This window comes from Microbacterium oryzae (assembly GCF_009735645.1).
Taxonomy (GTDB): Bacteria; Actinomycetota; Actinomycetes; order Actinomycetales; family Microbacteriaceae; genus Microbacterium; species Microbacterium oryzae.
Genome location: NZ_CP032550.1, coordinates 788,742 through 803,873 on the forward strand (window position 1 = coordinate 788,742; position 15,132 = coordinate 803,873).

Below are 15,132 nucleotides of genomic sequence, written 5' to 3' on the forward strand. Positions count from 1 at the left end.
GTCGGGGCGCTCCCAGACCGCCTCGCCGCTCGCCGGCTGAGTCGCCGCTCGCCGACTGCGTCGCCGCTCCGAGCCTGCGTGCGCCACGTGCAGTCTCGGAGCGGCGGCGCAGGGCGCGCGCGCGAGCGTGCAGTCTCGGAGCGGAGAGGCGGTCTCGTGAGGCTTCGACGTGCGCTCAGACGCAGTATCAGAGCGGAGAGGCGGTCTCGGAGCTCCCATGCGCCAATGCTTTCCAGATTGGAAAGTCAGTGATACGGTTTCCACTATGGAAAGCGATGAGGGAGTGGACGCGGCGTCGCAGCTGGGGCGCCTCGCGTCCGTCCGGGATGACTACGCGGTGGGGAAGCGGGGCGAGGGCTGGTATCACGTCGCGCTCGGCGTCGCGGCAGGCGTGCTGATCACGGCCCAGGGTATGGACCAGCCCTGGGGGATCCTCGTCACCCTCGCGTTCCTCCTGTCGATTCCCGCGTTCATCACCTGGTGGCGACGCGAGCACGGGTGGTGGGTCTCCGGCTACAGCCCGCGCCGAGCGCGCTGGGTGGCGGCTGCGACGGGGTTGGTGCTCGTCGCATGCCTCGCGTGGTCGTATCTCGCGCCGTCGATCTGGGGCAGCCTCTGGGCGGGTTTCGTGGCTGCACTCGTCGTCGCCGCGCTCGGCTTCGCCTGGATGGCCGTGTGGCGTCGCGAGGTCCGTTCCGAAGGTGCGGCATGAGTGGACTCGAGCCACTGATCCATGCGCCAGCTCGTCTGGAGCTCTGCGGACTGCTGGCGCCGGTCGACGACGCCGAGTTCTCGTACCTGCGCGATCGCATCGGCGTCTCGGACTCGGTGCTGTCCAAGCACGCGAAGGCGCTCGAGGACGCCGGCTATGTGAAGGTCATCAAGAAGACGAGTGCGTCGCGTCAGCGCACCTGGCTCTCGCTGACACCCGCGGGCCGCGAGGCGTTCCGGGCGCACGTGCGCGAACTGCAACGCCTGGCGGGGCTGGTCGGGCGGTCGATGCCGTCCTGAGCACCACTTCCAAGCCGCGCGTCGAAAAGCCGATAATGCACATTATGTCAGTTCGCATTTCAAGGATGGCCCGAGTCGCCTCTCGCCATCCCCTCCCGCTCGCTGCGTGACGAGGGAATGTGTGCGCCGGATGGTCTCAGGTCCAGCATCCCGCACAGGCCCTTGTCCGCTCACCCCCGCGGTGAGACGCTTCGAGCATGCTCCTTTACTCGATGGGCGTCTCCGTCGACGGGTACATTTCCGACCGCCACGGAGTCTTCGCATGGTCGGCCCCCAGTGAAGACCTCTTCCGCTTCCACCTGGAGCGAGTCCGCGGACTGGGAGCGACGCTTCTCGGGCGCCGTCTCTACGAGGCCATGCGGGTGTGGGAGACCGATCCGGCAATGCGCGACTCCCCCGACGCCGAGGACTTCGCGGCTGTGTGGACCGCGCTCCCGAAGGTCGTCTTCAGCCACACGCTCGATCGTGTGGAAGGCAACGCGCGCCTCGCCGAGCGGCCGCTCGCCGAGGAGGTCGCCGACCTCATGCGCTCCACGTCGAAGAACGTGGAGATCGGCGGCGCGGATCTCGCCGCTCAAGCGATCGAGCGCGATCTCATCGACGAATACCGGATCTTCCGGCACCCCGTGATCGTCGGCGGTGGGCCTCCCCTGCTCCCCTCCCTCGTGCAGCCGCTGCGGCTCGAGCTGATCGAGACGCGCGGCTTCGACTCCGGCGTGATCTACGAGCACTATCGGCGCGCCCACTGACGCGGTGAGGTCAGCGAGAGCGCCAGCGCGTCAGATCCTCCCCCGCACCGGCGTGCGCTCGACCCGATCGCCACCCTCCGGCATCTCCATCTCCGCGCGCACCCCGAGCAGGCGCACCTCGCGGTCCTGATCGAGGCTCTCGCCGAGCGCGACGGCCGCGGCGACCACGGCATCGCGATCGAGCGTCGGCGCGGGGAGCTTCCGCCCCAGCGTCCGCGTCACGAATGGCGCGTAGCGGACCTTGAGATTCACACGCACCACCGCGCGCCCCTCCGCCTCGCAGTCGCCGAATGCCTCCTCCGCAAGCGAGCGGATGGCAGCCTCCACCTGGTCGGGCGTCGTCAGGTTCTGCTGATACGTCGTCTCGCGGCTGTGACTGCGCGCGATCCACGGCGCATCGTCGACGACCTCGGGGCCGAGGCCGGAGCCCAGCTGGTGGTACCAGACCCCCATCTTCGGTCCGAACTCCGCGACCAGTTCGGCCTCGTCGCCGTCGGCCAGTTCCCGCACGGTGTGGATCCCGTGCTCGGCCAAGCGCTTCTGCACCTTCGGGCCCACTCCCCACAGCTCGCGGGTCCCCCGCTCCCCCATCACCTCGAACCAGTTCTCGGCGGTGAGTCGGAACATGCCGCGCGGCTTCCCGAACTCGGTGGCGATCTTCGCGCGCACCTTGTTGTCGCCGATCCCCACCGAGCAGTGCAGACCGGTCGCCTCGAGCACAGCCGCCTGCGCCGAGCGCGCGACCGACTCCGGGTCGTCGGTCGTCACCCCGAGAAAGCACTCGTCCCATCCGAGCACCTCCAGCACCACCCCCGGCAGCGCTCGGAGCGCGCCCATGACCTCTGCCGAGACGGCGTCGTACGTCGCATGATCTACCGGCAGGAAGACCGCGTCATCAGGTGCTTTCCTCGCGGCGATCTTCATCGGCATGCCCGAGCCGATCCCGAAGGCCCGCGCCTCGTATGACGCCGTCGACACGACGGCCCGCTCGGTGGGGTCGCCGTTCCCGCCGACGATCACCGGCTTTCCCGCGAGCTCGGGATGCCGGAGCACCTCCACCGCCGCGATGAACTGGTCCATGTCGACGTGCAGCACCCAGGGAAGGGGATTCATGCCTCCGAGTGTGCCGCGTGAGGCGAGCGGATGTCACGGGTTGACGAGGCGAGGACGTCGCGTCTGCAGTGTGCCCGCGTCACCCCTGCCCCCGCCTACGACCATGCCGAGATCACCTCGATCGCCGCCTCCCACGTCGCCTACGACCTGGTGGCGCTGCTGGCGCTGCGGAAGTGAGCGAGGATCATGCCTGCGCGATCGGCTTCCGCATGAAGACCTGCTGCGTGCCGCCCTCCTCCTCGACGCGCTCGGTCTCGCGGTATCCCTGCCGCTCGTAGAGGCGGAGGTTCGCCTCGCTCAGCGATCCCGTGAAGAGCTCCGCCTCCCGCGCTCCCGCCCGGGCGCCGCGCTCCTCCACCGCGTCGAGCAGCAGGGAGCCGATGCCGTGCCCCTGCATGTCGGGGGCGATGGCGATCCGGCCGACCAGGAGCAGGTCGCCGTCGATCCGCGCCCGCAGCGCCCCGACCATCCGCTCACCGGTCAGCGCCACGCAGCCGACGTTGCCGTCCTGCAGCTCCCACTTCACCTCGTCGAGGGTCTGTGTCAGCGGCGGCATGTCGGCGCTGCCGTAGATCTGCGCCTCGGAGACGAACGCCGCGCGCTGCAGCGTCATCACCTCGCCGGCGTCGTCCACCCGGATGTCCCGCACCTCGATCTGCATGTCTGTCACGCGTTCACGGTATGCGGCGAGCGCGGCAGGACGCACGGGGTTGCCTCCGCCGGTGCGTTCCGGTTAGGCGAGGAGACGTCGCTCTCGTCGCGCGCGCCAGAGCGTGACGAGAGCTCCCAGCACCAGGGCGACGAGCACGGGCGGCCAGGACTGTGCGACGACGAGCGGGAACACGTCGAGCGAGGCGCGCGCCATCTCCCCGAGGTCGCCCGCCAGCACGCGCATGCCGAGCCCGTACTGCACGGCGGTGAGAAGCGCGGGGATGAGCCACAGCCCGGCGAGCACCACCGCCCACACCGCCATCCGGCGCCGCGGACGGATGCCGCACCATCCGATGGCGACGCCGGCGATGACGGCGGGGAGCCACCGCGCGACCACGCCGAGTGCGAGGTCCGGCGCGGCCAGCGCGTCTGTCGATGTCGCGACGAGGTCCACGCCCCAGGACCCCGCGGGCACCGCCGCCAATCCGAGGCCCAGGGCCGCGGGCCCTCGAGCCGTGTGCGAGGACAGCCAGAAGACCGCCTGAGCGAGCGCCACCGCGACCACCGCGCCCGTGAGCATGCCGTACACGTAGAGGGCGGCCCGTGGGTTTGCAGTCGGCGCGCCGAGGGCGTGCCCCTGGACCACCACGACGGCGGTCTGGATGGTCGCGGCCGCCTGCCCGAGGAGCAGGCCGGTCGCCACCGGGAGGGGAGTCGTCTCCCGAGGAACGAGGCGGGTGGCGAATCCGGCGAGCGCCCCGCCCACGATGAGCAGCACCAGGAGCCGCGTCGCGTAGTACTGGCTCAGCGGCAGCAGCGCGATCGGCATGTCCTCCGGCAGCACCTGCGTCGCCCACAGGTTCTGCAGCGGAAGCCGCGCGCCGGTGACGAGCCACGGCAGCAGGCCCACGGCCGCCGCCAGCACGCCGAGCGCGAGTCCGGGGATGACGGCGCCGATCCGCCATTGCGTCGTCACGCGCTCCGCCATGCCCCGACCGTAGCGGAGGGAGCGGCACGAGCGGATGTCCGTGGTGCCGATCACAATGGGGTCACCACGACGACGTGAAGGAGCACCATGACTCGCTTGATCTACTACACCGCGTGCACCCTCGACGGCTTCCTCGCAGATCCGCAGGACTCGCTCGACTGGCTCCTTCGGCAGCCGATCGACGAGGGCGGCCCGAACGACTACGGCCGGTTCATCGCAGGCATCGGCGCCGTGGTGATGGGCTCGACCACCTACGAGTGGATCCTCCGCCACGACCGCGACGGCTGGGCCTACGCCATGCCCACCTGGGTCATGACCTCGCGCGACCTCCCGCTCCCCGAGGGCGAGCCGGACGTCCGCTTCGCGTCGGGGCCGGTGCGACCGGTGTACGAGCGGATGGCCGCGGCCGCGGCAGGCAAGGATCTGTGGGTCGTCGGCGGCGGCGACCTCGCGGGGCAGTTCGCCGACGAGGGCCTGCTGGACGAGATCGTCACCTCGATCGCGCCCGTCACCCTGGGCGCCGGTCGCCCGCTCCTCCCCCGCCGCTTCGACCTCGAGCTCATCGACGTCGCGCGCAACGCGACGTTCATCACGGCCCGACATCGATTCGTCGGTCCCCTGCGAGAGGACGCCGCGTGAGCCCACTTCGTCTGCGACACTCGCCCTATGAGCGCACGTCGGAGTCCTCTCGCCGCCGCTGACGTGACGGCAGCCGTCGTCATGGCTGCGCTGAGCGGATGCGCGACGCCAGCCGGCGGGCCGAGCGGATCCACTGCCCCCACCACCCCGCCGTCGGCGTCCGCCGTGCCGTCGGCGGACGCTGCACCGTCGGTGGACGGCCTGCTCACTACCGGTCACCCCGTCACGGTTCTCGACGACGGCGACGGAGCGGAGCTGTGCCTGGGCGGTGTCGCGGAATCGCTGCCGCCCCAGTGCGGCGGACCGGCGCTCGTCGGGTGGGATTGGGGCGAGCACGACGGCGCCTTCGAGGAGCGGAGTGGCGTCAGGTGGGGGGACTTCGTTGTGACCGGCGCGTACGATGCCGAAGCCGATGAGTTCGCCGTGAGCGAGGTGACGCCGGCCGCGGACTACGACCCGCCTCGCGAGCTGGAACCGTCCGCGCCGGACTTCGCGACTCCCTGCCCGGAGCCGGAAGGCGGGTGGCGGGTCGTCGACGAGTCGCTCGTGTCGCCGGAGGCGATGCAGGCCGCGTTCGAGCGGGCGTCGACGTTGGAGGGGTACGGGGTCGCCTGGATGGACCAGAGCCGGAACCCCGCCTCCGAGCGGGACCTGTCGGACCCGGAGGTCGAGTGGCTGCTCAACGACCCAGAGCTCACGATCGTCAACGTCGCCGTGACGCACGATCTCCCCGCTGCCGAAGCCGCCCTCCGCGAGGTGTGGGGCGGGATGCTCTGCGTCTCGCAGGCCGATCGCACGGAGGCCGAGCTGGTCGCCATCCAGCAGGAGCTCCATGAGGACCCGACCGGCGACATCCTCAGCACGGGCATCCCCGGCACCGACCTGGTCCTCGAGGTCTCGGTCGTCTTCGACGACGGCACGCTCCAGGAGGAGCTCGACGCGCGCTACGGCGAGGGCGTCGTGCGCGTGCACTCCGCGCTGGCACCCGCCTGACGATCAGCGCGGGTCAGCGTCGCGGTGTCCACCCTGCCGGTCCGTCGAAGAGCGCGCGTTCGCGATCGACGGCGGCCGACCATCCCTGCGCGGCGTCATCGCCGTCGAACGCGCCCCGCGCGAGGCGGAGGCCGACGTCCTCGTGGTGCGATCGCGTCGGTCCGCCCCGGCGGACCGACGCGCGCACGCTCCACGCGTCGTCGGCGAAGCCACCGCCGCGGAACACGCGATAGTCGTCGTAGCGGGCCGGGTCGAGAAGATCCCAGCACCACTCCCAGACGTTGCCGAGGGTGTCGAACAGCCCGTTCAGGTTCGGCATCCGGCCACCGACATCCTGCGGAGCGCGCAGACCGTCCGCCGCCGTCCAGGCCACATCGGGCAGCGGTCCGTAGTGCGGGCCTGTCGATCCGGCGCGGCAGGCGAACTCCCACTCCGCCTCGGTCGGAAGGCGGTACCCGTCCGCCTGGACATCCCAGTGCACGTCCTCGCCGTCGAACGTGTAGACCGGATCGAGCCCCTCCCACTCCGACGCGGCGTTGCAGAAGCGGATGGCGCGCTGCCAGCTCACCTCGACCGCCGGCCGACGCGGGTGCGACGACGGCACCGCCAGCATCTCGGCGAGCTGCTCCTCGGTCACCGCGAACACGCCGATCTCGAATGCCTCGAGGTCGACCGAGCGCCGCTCCTTGCGCCGCGCGTCGTGCAGCGTCACGCGTCCTGCGGGGATCCGCGCCATCTCGAAGTCGACGGAGCTCATCGCTCCATTGTCGCCGACCGCTCCTCAGCTCGAGGTGATGGTCGTCACGGTGATCGCCGGGATGATCGCCGCCGTCATGATCGCGGTGTTCATCGCCTGCACCGCTCGCTCCACCGCGCTTCCGGCGGGCGAGGCCCCGACGATCTCCGAGATCCTCGCCTTCAACGCGCGCGGTCGGCGTCCCGCCGCCTCCTCCCGCAGGATCGTCCCGGCGACATCGAGCCCCTGCAGGATGGCCAGCAGGGTCGCGTCCGCGACACCCGCCGGGGCCGTGCCCGCGAGCACGGCTGCCAGCCGTGCGCGGAGCGCCGCCTCCGGTGCCGGATCCGCCTCCGGTGTCCGCGCTTTGCCCAGCCCCCAGAACGTCCGCTCGCCGATCGCGAGCACCCCGGCATCGACGAGGGACGCCACCACCGGCTGCTCGGGGTCGAGCTTCGCCCAGGTGATCACCGAGTCGAGGCGAGCTCCGTCCTTCGCCAGCAGACGCTCGAGAGCGAAGTCGAGCACCGGATGGCCGATGGGGGCATCCGAGGTGATCTGCACGCGCGGACGCTTCTCCTCACTCAGCGTCACCCGATTCGCGAGCACGAGGTCGGTCACGATCGCGGCCGCCTCCCCGTACGCGCGCATGGATCCCGATCGCTCCTGAGCGCCATCGGCCGTGGTGAGCAGGAGGTGCAGTTCCTCAACGATCAGCATGCTCCGACCGTACGGCGACGCCTTCGGTCGCGGATCCCCCGTGAGACGGATTCGCGGCGCCCGGGGGGTCGCCCCCGCACAGCGCGTGATCGAGTTTCTCGCCTAGCATCGTCTGCGGGGTCGACGATCGACCCGCGGACGAGGGAGCCGTACCCGCACCACGACAAGACGGACTCAGAAGGGTCTGCCATGGCATGGGTCGTCCTCATCCTCTCCGGCGTGCTGGAGGCCGTCTGGGCCTCCGCGCTGTCGGCCTCCGACGGATTCCGCCGCTGGCGTCCCACGGTGCTGTTCTTCGCGACGATGCTGATCAGCCTGTTCGGCCTCGCGTGGGCGATGAACGATCTGCCCACCGGCACCGCCTACGCGGTGTGGGTCGGCGTCGGTGCGACGCTCACCGTCGTGTGGGCGCTCGTGACGCGTCAGGAGAAGGCGAGCCTCGCGCGCATCGGGCTGCTCGTCCTGCTCGTGGCGTCGATCGCCGGGCTGAAGGTGGTCAGCTGATGTCGTGGGCGATCCTGATCCTCAGCGGCCTCTTCGAAGCGGTCTGGGCGACGGCCCTCGGGCACTCGGACGGCTTCACCGACCCCGGCGCGACCACACTCTTCGCGGTCGCGCTGGTCCTCAGCATGCTCGGGCTCGGGTGGGCCGTCAAGCGCATCCCCATCGGCACGGCGTACGCCGTCTGGACCGGGATCGGTGCGGCCCTGACCGTCGTCTACGCGATGGCGACCGGCGCCGAGCCGGTCTCGGTGGGAAAGGTCGTGTTCCTGTCCGGCATCGTCCTCGCGGTGATCGGACTGAAGCTCGTGCCGAGCGGACGCGAGGAGCAGCCGCCGGCGAGCTAGCGTGGAGGGATGCCACGCCCTCTCACTCTGATCACCGGCGGCACGCGCGGCATCGGCGCGGCGACCGCCCGACGTCTGGCCGCCGACGGTCACGATCTCGTTCTCGGGTACGCGCAGGATGGCCAGGCCGCGTCCCGCACGCAGGCCGAGATCGAGACGCTCGGCGCGAGCTGCCGCATCGTGCGCGCGGACCTCACAGCCGACGCGGGTATCGACGAGCTGTTCGCAGCCGTCGAGCCCGGTCGCCTCACCGGGGTGGTCAACAACGCCGGCGCCACGCTGCACATCGGTGCGCTCGTCGACACGCCGACCGACGTCATCCGCCGCGTTGTCGACCTCAACCTCACCTCCGCCATCCTCGTCGCCCGGCGGGCGGTGCGGGGCCTCGGCGACGGCGGCGTGCTCGTCAACATCTCGTCGGGCGCCGCGACGACGGGCTCCCCCGGGGAGTACGTGCACTACGCCGCAGCCAAGGCCGGCGTCGACGCGCTGACGAAGGGTCTCGCCGTGGAGGCCGCCGCGCGGGGCGTCCGGGTCATCGGCGTCGCGCCGGGGACGATCGAGACCGACATCCATGCCGACGCGGGAGATCCCGGCCGCCCCGCGCGCGTTGCGGCGGCACACCCCCTCGGACGCGCGGGGCGTCCCGAGGAGGTGGCCGCCGTCGTGGCCTTCGCGCTGTCGGCCGACGCATCCTACGCGGCGGGCACGACCATCCGCGTCACCGGCGGCCGCTGAGACTCGAGCCGCCTCAGCGCCAGCCGAGCCCCGGCGCGACGTGGGTGAGGATGGCCTCGAGCACGTGCGCGTTGTAGTCCACACCCAGCTGGTTCGGCACCGTGAGAAGGACCGTGTCGGCCTCGGCGATCGCCTCGTCGTGCGCGAGCTCGTCGATCAGCTCGTCGGGCTCGCCCGCGTAGGAGCGGCCGAACACCGACCGGGTGCTGTCGATGTAGCCGAACTGGTCGTCGCGGTCGCCGCTGCCGAGGAAGTAGCGCCGATCGCGGTCGTCGACGATCGCGAAGATCGACCGGGAGACCGAGACGCGCGGCTCGAACCCGTGGTCGTGCTTCGCCCACTCCTCGCGGAATGCACGGATCTGCTTGGCCTGCTGCACGTGGAAGGGCTCGCCGCTCTCGTCGTCCTTGAGCGTCGAGCTCATGAGGTTCATGCCCTGCTGCGCGGCCCACACGGCGGTGGCGTCCGATCCGGCGCCCCACCAGATGCGCTCGCGCAGTCCCTCGGAGTGCGGCTCGAGGCGCAGCAGCCCGGGCGGGTTCGGGAACATCGGCCGCGGGCTCGGCTCGGCGAAGCCCGCGCCCTCCAGCAGCGTGAGCAGCAGCTCCGTCTTCTGCCGCGCGGCCTGCGCACCCGACGGGTCGTCCTCGGCCGCCTGGTAGCCGAAGTACCGCCATCCGTCGACGACCTGCTCGGGTGACCCGCGCGAGATGCCGAGCTGCAGTCGGCCTCCCGAGATGAGGTCGGCTGCGCCCGCGTCCTCCGCCATGTACATGGGGTTCTCGTACCGCATGTCGATGACGCCCGTGCCCAGCTCGATGCGGCTGGTCTTCGCTCCTGCCGCGGCGAGCAGCGGGAAGGGCGAGGCGAGCTGCCGCGCGAAGTGGTGCACGCGGAAGTAGGCGCCGTCGGCGCCGAGGTCCTCCGCGGCCTGCGCGAGATCGATGGACTGCAGCAGCACGTCCGCCGCGCTCTGCGTCGCCGAGTCGGGATGCGGCGTCCAGTGTCCGAAGGAGAGGAATCCGATGCGCTTCACATCACCATGCAACCACGCCGCCCCCGGTTCTCATTCCCGTGAATGAGAATCAGGCGGAGGGGTGCGGCGGGATCGTCGTCCACGTAGCGTACTTGGGCTGGCGGCCATCCCCCGAGGAACGGCGGGTGAGTCGGCGCTTCACCCACGGCAGGACGTGCTCACGGTAGTAGCGCGTGCGCTGGAGGTGCGCGATGCCCTCGTGCGGCAGATCCCACCACTCCTCCGGCGCGCGCTCCCCCAGCGCGGTCAGCACGCGGGCCGCCACGCGGTGATGACCGCGCGGGCCCATGTGCAGCCGGTCGGCGGACCAGAAGCTCGGGTCGGTGAGCTCCCGGTCCGGCCAGTTGAGCGCCTGGACGACGTCGGGCCGGTCCTCGATGCGGCGCAGGACCGCCGCCGACAGCTCGTCGCCGCGCCGCTGGATCAGCCGCGACAGCGGGAGACCGCCCGACGGGTTCGCGCCCGACAGCAGGATCAGCCGCACCCCCTCCTCGTCGCAGCGTGCGAGCACGCGCGAGAAGGCGTCGGCGATGCTCTCCATGCCGACGCCCGGCCGCAGCATGTCGTTGCCGCCGCCGTTGAACGACAGGTGCGTGGGCCGCAGCGCGAGCGCCGGCTCCAGCTGCTCCGCGACGATCGGGCCCGCGAGACGGCCGCGGATGGCGAGGTTCGCGTATTCGATCGGCTCGCCGAGGCTGTTCGCCCAGCCCTGCGCGGTGAGATCCGCCCATCCGCGCGGGCGGCCATCGGGGAGCTCGTCGCCCACCCCTTCGGTGAAGGAGTCCCCGATGGCCACATAGCGGATCGTCATCCCCTCAGGCTAGCGAGCCATCGCGTCGACGAGCGTCTCCTCCAGCACCTCGCCGCGCTTGTCGACGAGCGGGATGGTGCCGATCGCGGCGACCGCGAAGAACACCGAGAACACGGTGAAGACGAGCCCTGCTCCGCCGACGCCGAGTGCCCAGGGGGTGAACAGCGGCGCGATGATCGAGGCGATCCGTCCGGCGCCCGCCGCCCAGCCCGCGCCGGTTCCGCGCACGCTCGTCGGGTACAGCTCGGGCGTGACCGCGTAGAGCGCGCCCCATGCGCCGAGGTTGAAGAACGACAGCAGCGACCCGAACAGCAGCACCTGCCACAGCTCCCCCGCGGTGCCGAACAGGACGGCCGACACGGCGGAGCCGACGAGGAACGTCGCGAGGGTGACGCGTCGCCCCCACACCTCGATGAGCCACGCGGCCACCGCGTATCCCGGCAGCTGCGCGAGGGTGATCAGCAGCGTGAAGCCGAACGAGCGGACGAGATCGTAACCCTGCGCGACGAGGATCGACGGAATCCAGATGAAGGCGCCGTAGTACGCGAAGTTCACGCAGAACCAGACGAGCCAGATGGCGGCGGTGCGCGTGCGGAGCGCGGGCGACCAGAGTGCGGCGACGCCGGACGGTCCCGCCGCCGCGGCGCTCTCGGTGCGCGCAGGCGCCGGGGTCGCGGCGGTCTCACGCGCGCTCAGCGCGGACGCTTCCTCGAAGCGGCGCACGATCGCGTCCGCCTCCGCGAACCGCCCCTTCGACTCGAGCCACCGCGGCGACTCGGGCAGCCCCCAGCGCACGATGAGCGCATAGACGGCCGGCACCGCTCCGAGGAGGAACGCCCACCGCCATCCGTCGTCCGAGGCGCCCACCACGAAGGTGCCGATGAGGGCGGCCAGCGTCCACCCCACAGCCCAGAACGCCTCGAGCACCACGACGAGCCGACCGCGGATGCGGCTGGGCGCGAACTCGCTCACGTACGTCGACGCGACCGGCAGTTCGGAGCCGAGGCCCAGGCCGACGAAGAACCGCAGCACGAGGAGCGCCCCGACCCCGCCGACCAGCGCGCTCGCGCCGGTCGCGATGCCGTAGACGAGCAGCGTGAGCGCGAAGACCTGTCGGCGCCCGAGCTTGTCGGCGAGCAGTCCGCCGAGGCTCGCGCCGATGGCCATCCCGACGAAGCCGACGGAGGTGATGAGGCCGGCTTCGGCTCCCGTGATCCCCCACTGCGCGGTCAGCGCCGCGATGATGAACGAGATGAGACCGACGTCCATCGCGTCGAGGGCCCACCCGATGCCGGATCCGGTGAGGAGCCGGGTGTGCTGCCTGTTGAAGGTGAGCGCGTCGAGCCGCGCCGAGGGATTCGCCATGCACACCAGGTTAGTGTCACCCGGACCGTAAGTGCGAATCGAGCGGAGTAGCCTGGGATGACGACATCGAATCGACCCCCGGAGGTCCCGTGAGAGCCCGCATCGCCCACCCCTCCGCCGCGTGGATGTGGACGATCTGGGTCGTCGCAGTGCTCGCCTATGTGCTCTCGGTCACGAACCGGACGTCGCTCTCGGCCGTCGGCGTGGACGCCGCTCACCACTTCGGAGCCGATGCCTCGACGCTGTCGATGTTCGCCGTGCTCCAGCTCGGCGTGTACGGGCTCATGCAGCTGCCCATCGGGCTGTGGCTCGATCGCTTCGGCGCGCGACCGATCATGGCGATCGGGATGGTCGTGATGGCGGCCGGTCAGCTCATCATGGCGCTCTCCCCCAACGTCGGCGTCGCGATCTTCGCGCGCATGCTGCTGGGCGCCGGCGATGCGGCGATCTTCCCGAGCGCGCTCCGTCTCGTCGCGACGTGGTTCCCCACGCAGCGGAACCCGATCATGGTGCAGCTGACCGGCATCATCGGGCAGATGGGGCAGCTCGTCGCGATCCTGCCGCTCGCGACCCTCCTGCACGCCACGTCGTGGTCCATCGCCTTCGGCAGCCTTGCCGGCGTCGCGCTGCTCTTCACCATCCTCGTCGTCGCGCTGGTGCGGAATCACCCGCCCGAGCGCGAAGCCGATGTCTCGGTGGACACCGAGACCGGGGCCATCCGCGTCGTGACGAGCGCGATCGACACGCGGGGTGGCATCCGCGGCGCGTGGGCGAACCCCGGCACGCGCCTCGCGTTCTGGTCGCACTTCACCACGCCGTTCGCCGGCACGGCCTTCGTGATGCTGTGGGGGTTCCCGTTCCTCACCTCTGGCGAGGGCCTCTCGTCCGGTCAGGCGTCCCTCGTGCAGAGCACGTTCGTGCTCATGGGCATCGTGTTCGGCCCGGTCATCGGCATCCTGTCGTCACGCAACCCCCTGCGCCGCTCGCGGATGCTCGTGCTGCCGATCGTGGCCATCCAGCTGCTCGCCTGGATCGCCGTGCTCGCGTGGCCGGGGCGGGCGCCGTTCGCGATGCTGCTCGCGCTCGCCGTCGCACTCGGACTCGGCGGCCCCGCGTCGATGATCGCGTTCGACCACGCCCGCACGCACAACCCGTCGCACCAGCTCAGCACCGCGACCGGCATCACCAACGTCGGCGGCTTCCTCGCGGGCCTGCTGGCCATCCTCTTCATCGGCGTCGCGCTCGATGCGCAGGGGGCGAGCGACCCGTCGGACTACTCGCTGGAGGCGTTCCGCATCGCCTTCCTCACCCAGATCCCGATCTGGCTCGTCGGCGCGGCCTTCATCATCCGCGAGCGCAAGCGCACGCGCATCCGGATGGGGCTGGATCAGCCGCGCGGAGCGTAGCTCGCCGACACCCAGGGGCCGCCGACGTCAGATGCCCGCACCGCCGCCGTCGGTGTACCGCTGAGCGGCGCGCATGCGGGCGACGTCCGCGTCGTACTGGGCGCGCTGATTCTCGTGAGGCCGGAGCTCATCGCCGGGAAGCGGCGCAGCGCGGCGATCGCGCAGGATGCCCCAGAGGAGCAGTCCGAGCGCGGCGCCGGCGAGAATCGTCAGCAGCAGCCAGTCCATCCACGTCATCGTGCGCTCCCTTCGCCGTCGCGGCACCCCGCGGCGTCGGCCCTCAGACTAGGGCGTCGAGCGCGGTGGGCGCCAGCGTCGGTGGCTTGCCGCGTGGTGCGGGCTCTGGCTAGCATCGTGCCCATGCAATGCCGGTGAACCTCTCTTCTCGAAGAACTCCGCGCGCCCATCCGGCGCCGTCGAAAGGTTCACCATGCACTCATCTCTTCCCCTGACCGGCAGATCCGCCCTCGTCACCGGCGTCTCGCGGCGTCGCGGCATCGGCTACGCCGTGGCCGTCACGCTCGCCTCGCTGGGGGCCAGCGTCTTCCTCCACCACCACCGCCCGCACGACGAGCATCAGCCGTGGGGCGCCGACGACCTCGACGCCGTGCGTGCGGGCGTCCGCGCGCATCTGACGCCGGGCGCGGCGCTCGGCGATCTCGGCGCGGATCTCGCGGATGCCGCCACCATCCCGGCGCTGGTGCGCGAGGCTCATGCGCTCACGGGAGCGCTCGACATCCTCGTCTGCAACCAGGCCCTGAGCGGAAGCGACGGGAGCATCCTCGACATGACCGCCGAACGACTCGACGCGCACTGGCAGGTGAACGCGCGCGCGTCGCTGCTGCTGACCGCGGAGTTCGCGCGCCTGCATGCGCCGGAGCAGGAGGAGGCGCGGCGGCCGGGCGAGCGGGTCGCCGGCCGGAAGCCCTACCCTGCGCCCCAGGGCCACGTGTTCTGGATGACCTCGGGTCAGCACCACGGCCCGATGGTCGGCGAAGTCGCCTACGCGACGAGCAAGGCGGCGCTGGCGGGCGTCACCGCCACGGTCGCCGCGGATCTCCTCGAGCTCGGCATCGTGCTGAACACGATCGACCCCGGCCCCGTGAACACCGGATACCTCGATGCCGAGAGCGCCGACCGACCTCTCGAAGGGATCGAGCAGCATCTCGCGACCACGCCGTTCGGACGCTTCGGCCGGCCGTCGGACCCGGCCGAGCTGATCGGATGGCTCGCCACGGCTGCGGGGAGCTGGATCGTCGGGCAGGTGCTGACGAGCGACGGCGGCTTCAGCCTGGGTTGAGCCGGCGGCCGGCTCGACCCCGGCGCGT

The 15,132-nt window shown here is 71.2% G+C and carries 19 protein-coding genes, 1 pseudogene and 1 riboswitch; of the genes and pseudogenes, 11 read left to right on the plus strand and 9 right to left on the minus strand.

What is annotated here, in order from left to right:
* Positions 1 to 265: 265 nt before the first annotated feature.
* The 3 genes from D7D94_RS03655 (at position 266) to D7D94_RS03665 (ending at position 1,760) form a co-directional block, all read left to right on the plus strand.
* A complete protein-coding gene (locus tag D7D94_RS03655) occupies positions 266 to 712 on the plus strand; it encodes a hypothetical protein (RefSeq protein ID WP_156241263.1) in 447 nt (148 codons plus the stop codon).
* Complete coding sequence (locus D7D94_RS03660) at positions 709 to 1,011, plus strand: winged helix-turn-helix domain-containing protein (RefSeq protein ID WP_156241264.1); 303 nt, start codon at positions 709 to 711, stop codon at positions 1,009 to 1,011. Before D7D94_RS03655 ends, D7D94_RS03660 begins: the two co-directional genes overlap by 4 nt.
* A 197-nt stretch (positions 1,012 to 1,208) precedes the next feature.
* Complete coding sequence (locus D7D94_RS03665; RefSeq protein WP_156241265.1) at positions 1,209 to 1,760, plus strand: dihydrofolate reductase family protein; 552 nt, start codon at positions 1,209 to 1,211, stop codon at positions 1,758 to 1,760.
* A gap of 30 nt (positions 1,761 to 1,790) precedes the next feature.
* Here the strand turns inward: D7D94_RS03665 and D7D94_RS03670 are convergent, their stop codons facing one another.
* A complete protein-coding gene (locus D7D94_RS03670; protein WP_156241266.1) occupies positions 1,791 to 2,873 on the minus strand; it encodes a DNA polymerase IV in 1,083 nt (360 codons plus the stop codon).
* Positions 2,874 to 2,951: 78 nt separating this feature from the next.
* Between D7D94_RS03670 and D7D94_RS14340 the strand changes: the two are divergent.
* Positions 2,952 to 3,050: pseudogene (locus D7D94_RS14340) on the plus strand (agmatinase); the annotation flags it as partial.
* Positions 3,051 to 3,057: 7 nt separating this feature from the next.
* Here D7D94_RS14340 and D7D94_RS03680 read toward each other — a convergent pair.
* Complete coding sequence (locus D7D94_RS03680; protein ID WP_173024355.1) at positions 3,058 to 3,534, minus strand: GNAT family N-acetyltransferase; 477 nt, start codon at positions 3,532 to 3,534, stop codon at positions 3,058 to 3,060.
* Positions 3,535 to 3,606: 72 nt separating this feature from the next.
* Positions 3,607 to 4,512 carry a hypothetical protein gene (locus D7D94_RS03685; RefSeq protein WP_156241269.1) on the minus strand — a complete coding sequence of 302 codons (906 nt, stop codon included), beginning with the start codon at positions 4,510 to 4,512 and terminating at the stop codon, positions 3,607 to 3,609.
* A gap of 87 nt (positions 4,513 to 4,599) precedes the next feature.
* Between D7D94_RS03685 and D7D94_RS03690 the strand changes: the two genes are divergently transcribed.
* Positions 4,600 to 5,151 carry a dihydrofolate reductase family protein gene (locus D7D94_RS03690; protein ID WP_156241270.1) on the plus strand — a complete coding sequence of 184 codons (552 nt, stop codon included), beginning with the start codon at positions 4,600 to 4,602 and terminating at the stop codon, positions 5,149 to 5,151.
* Between the two features lie 27 nt (positions 5,152 to 5,178).
* Entirely contained in the window at positions 5,179 to 6,144 is a 966-nt protein-coding gene (locus D7D94_RS03695) for a hypothetical protein (protein ID WP_156241271.1), read from the plus strand.
* Positions 6,145 to 6,157: 13 nt separating this feature from the next.
* On the opposite strand, the gene D7D94_RS03700 is transcribed toward D7D94_RS03695, so the two are convergent.
* On the minus strand, positions 6,158 to 6,901 hold the full coding sequence (locus D7D94_RS03700) for a formylglycine-generating enzyme family protein (protein WP_156241272.1): 744 nt from the start codon (positions 6,899 to 6,901) through the stop codon (positions 6,158 to 6,160).
* Positions 6,902 to 6,925: 24 nt separating this feature from the next.
* Positions 6,926 to 7,600: a GOLPH3/VPS74 family protein gene (locus D7D94_RS03705; RefSeq protein WP_156241274.1), complete on the minus strand. Its 675-nt coding sequence runs from the start codon at positions 7,598 to 7,600 to the stop codon at positions 6,926 to 6,928.
* A gap of 114 nt (positions 7,601 to 7,714) precedes the next feature.
* Positions 7,715 to 7,779: riboswitch (guanidine-III (ykkC-III) riboswitch) on the plus strand.
* A 10-nt stretch (positions 7,780 to 7,789) separates the two neighbouring features.
* Here D7D94_RS03705 and D7D94_RS03710 point away from each other — a divergent pair.
* The 3 genes from D7D94_RS03710 to D7D94_RS03720 are packed head-to-tail and all read left to right on the plus strand — an operon-like array spanning position 7,790 to position 9,186.
* The gene (locus tag D7D94_RS03710; RefSeq protein ID WP_156241276.1) at positions 7,790 to 8,104 is read left to right on the plus strand and encodes a DMT family transporter; all 315 of its coding nucleotides are present in this window, start codon (positions 7,790 to 7,792) and stop codon (positions 8,102 to 8,104) included.
* Entirely contained in the window at positions 8,104 to 8,448 is a 345-nt protein-coding gene (locus D7D94_RS03715; RefSeq protein WP_156241278.1) for a DMT family transporter, read from the plus strand. Before D7D94_RS03710 ends, D7D94_RS03715 begins: the two co-directional genes overlap by 1 nt.
* A 9-nt stretch (positions 8,449 to 8,457) precedes the next feature.
* On the plus strand, positions 8,458 to 9,186 hold the full coding sequence (locus D7D94_RS03720; protein WP_156241280.1) for an SDR family NAD(P)-dependent oxidoreductase: 729 nt from the start codon (positions 8,458 to 8,460) through the stop codon (positions 9,184 to 9,186).
* 13 nt (positions 9,187 to 9,199) lie between these two features.
* Here D7D94_RS03720 and D7D94_RS03725 read toward each other — a convergent pair whose 3' ends face one another.
* From D7D94_RS03725 to D7D94_RS03735, 3 genes are read right to left on the minus strand one after another with little or no spacing between them, the layout of a single operon-like run.
* Positions 9,200 to 10,222, minus strand: coding sequence for an LLM class flavin-dependent oxidoreductase (locus D7D94_RS03725; RefSeq protein ID WP_156241282.1), 1,023 nt, complete (start codon positions 10,220 to 10,222; stop codon positions 9,200 to 9,202).
* Between the two features lie 49 nt (positions 10,223 to 10,271).
* Positions 10,272 to 11,033 (minus strand): SGNH/GDSL hydrolase family protein, encoded by a 762-nt coding sequence (locus D7D94_RS03730; RefSeq protein WP_173024232.1) that lies wholly within the window; start codon positions 11,031 to 11,033, stop codon positions 10,272 to 10,274.
* 9 nt (positions 11,034 to 11,042) lie between these two features.
* Positions 11,043 to 12,398, minus strand: a complete 1,356-nt coding sequence (locus tag D7D94_RS03735) for an MFS transporter (protein ID WP_156241284.1) — start codon at positions 12,396 to 12,398, stop codon at positions 11,043 to 11,045.
* A 125-nt stretch (positions 12,399 to 12,523) separates the two neighbouring features.
* Between D7D94_RS03735 and D7D94_RS03740 the strand changes: the two genes are divergently transcribed.
* A complete protein-coding gene (locus D7D94_RS03740; RefSeq protein WP_156243304.1) occupies positions 12,524 to 13,804 on the plus strand; it encodes an MFS transporter in 1,281 nt (426 codons plus the stop codon).
* A 27-nt stretch (positions 13,805 to 13,831) separates the two neighbouring features.
* On the opposite strand, the gene D7D94_RS03745 is transcribed toward D7D94_RS03740, so the two are convergent.
* Complete coding sequence (locus D7D94_RS03745; RefSeq protein ID WP_156241286.1) at positions 13,832 to 14,041, minus strand: hypothetical protein; 210 nt, start codon at positions 14,039 to 14,041, stop codon at positions 13,832 to 13,834.
* Positions 14,042 to 14,234: 193 nt separating this feature from the next.
* Here D7D94_RS03745 and D7D94_RS03750 point away from each other — a divergent pair, with 193 nt between their 5' ends.
* Positions 14,235 to 15,104 carry an SDR family oxidoreductase gene (locus D7D94_RS03750; RefSeq protein ID WP_156241288.1) on the plus strand — a complete coding sequence of 290 codons (870 nt, stop codon included), beginning with the start codon at positions 14,235 to 14,237 and terminating at the stop codon, positions 15,102 to 15,104.
* Positions 15,105 to 15,132 lie beyond the last annotated feature (28 nt).

Coding starts and splice junctions, on each gene's coding strand:
- D7D94_RS03655 (WP_156241263.1), top strand. CDS start 266: ATGGAAAGCGATGAGGGAGTGGACGCGGCGTCGCAGCTGGGGCGCCTC.
- D7D94_RS03660 (WP_156241264.1), top strand. CDS start 709: ATGAGTGGACTCGAGCCACTGATCCATGCGCCAGCTCGTCTGGAGCTC.
- D7D94_RS03665 (WP_156241265.1), top strand. CDS start 1,209: ATGCTCCTTTACTCGATGGGCGTCTCCGTCGACGGGTACATTTCCGAC.
- D7D94_RS03670 (WP_156241266.1), bottom strand. CDS start 2,873: ATGAATCCCCTTCCCTGGGTGCTGCACGTCGACATGGACCAGTTCATC.
- D7D94_RS03680 (WP_173024355.1), bottom strand. CDS start 3,534: ATGCAGATCGAGGTGCGGGACATCCGGGTGGACGACGCCGGCGAGGTG.
- D7D94_RS03685 (WP_156241269.1), bottom strand. CDS start 4,512: ATGGCGGAGCGCGTGACGACGCAATGGCGGATCGGCGCCGTCATCCCC.
- D7D94_RS03690 (WP_156241270.1), top strand. CDS start 4,600: ATGACTCGCTTGATCTACTACACCGCGTGCACCCTCGACGGCTTCCTC.
- D7D94_RS03695 (WP_156241271.1), top strand. CDS start 5,179: ATGAGCGCACGTCGGAGTCCTCTCGCCGCCGCTGACGTGACGGCAGCC.
- D7D94_RS03700 (WP_156241272.1), bottom strand. CDS start 6,901: ATGAGCTCCGTCGACTTCGAGATGGCGCGGATCCCCGCAGGACGCGTG.
- D7D94_RS03705 (WP_156241274.1), bottom strand. CDS start 7,600: ATGCTGATCGTTGAGGAACTGCACCTCCTGCTCACCACGGCCGATGGC.
- D7D94_RS03710 (WP_156241276.1), top strand. CDS start 7,790: ATGGCATGGGTCGTCCTCATCCTCTCCGGCGTGCTGGAGGCCGTCTGG.
- D7D94_RS03715 (WP_156241278.1), top strand. CDS start 8,104: ATGTCGTGGGCGATCCTGATCCTCAGCGGCCTCTTCGAAGCGGTCTGG.
- D7D94_RS03720 (WP_156241280.1), top strand. CDS start 8,458: ATGCCACGCCCTCTCACTCTGATCACCGGCGGCACGCGCGGCATCGGC.
- D7D94_RS03730 (WP_173024232.1), bottom strand. CDS start 11,033: ATGACGATCCGCTATGTGGCCATCGGGGACTCCTTCACCGAAGGGGTG.
- D7D94_RS03735 (WP_156241284.1), bottom strand. CDS start 12,398: ATGGCGAATCCCTCGGCGCGGCTCGACGCGCTCACCTTCAACAGGCAG.
- D7D94_RS03740 (WP_156243304.1), top strand. CDS start 12,524: ATGTGGACGATCTGGGTCGTCGCAGTGCTCGCCTATGTGCTCTCGGTC.
- D7D94_RS03745 (WP_156241286.1), bottom strand. CDS start 14,041: ATGACGTGGATGGACTGGCTGCTGCTGACGATTCTCGCCGGCGCCGCG.
- D7D94_RS03750 (WP_156241288.1), top strand. CDS start 14,235: ATGCACTCATCTCTTCCCCTGACCGGCAGATCCGCCCTCGTCACCGGC.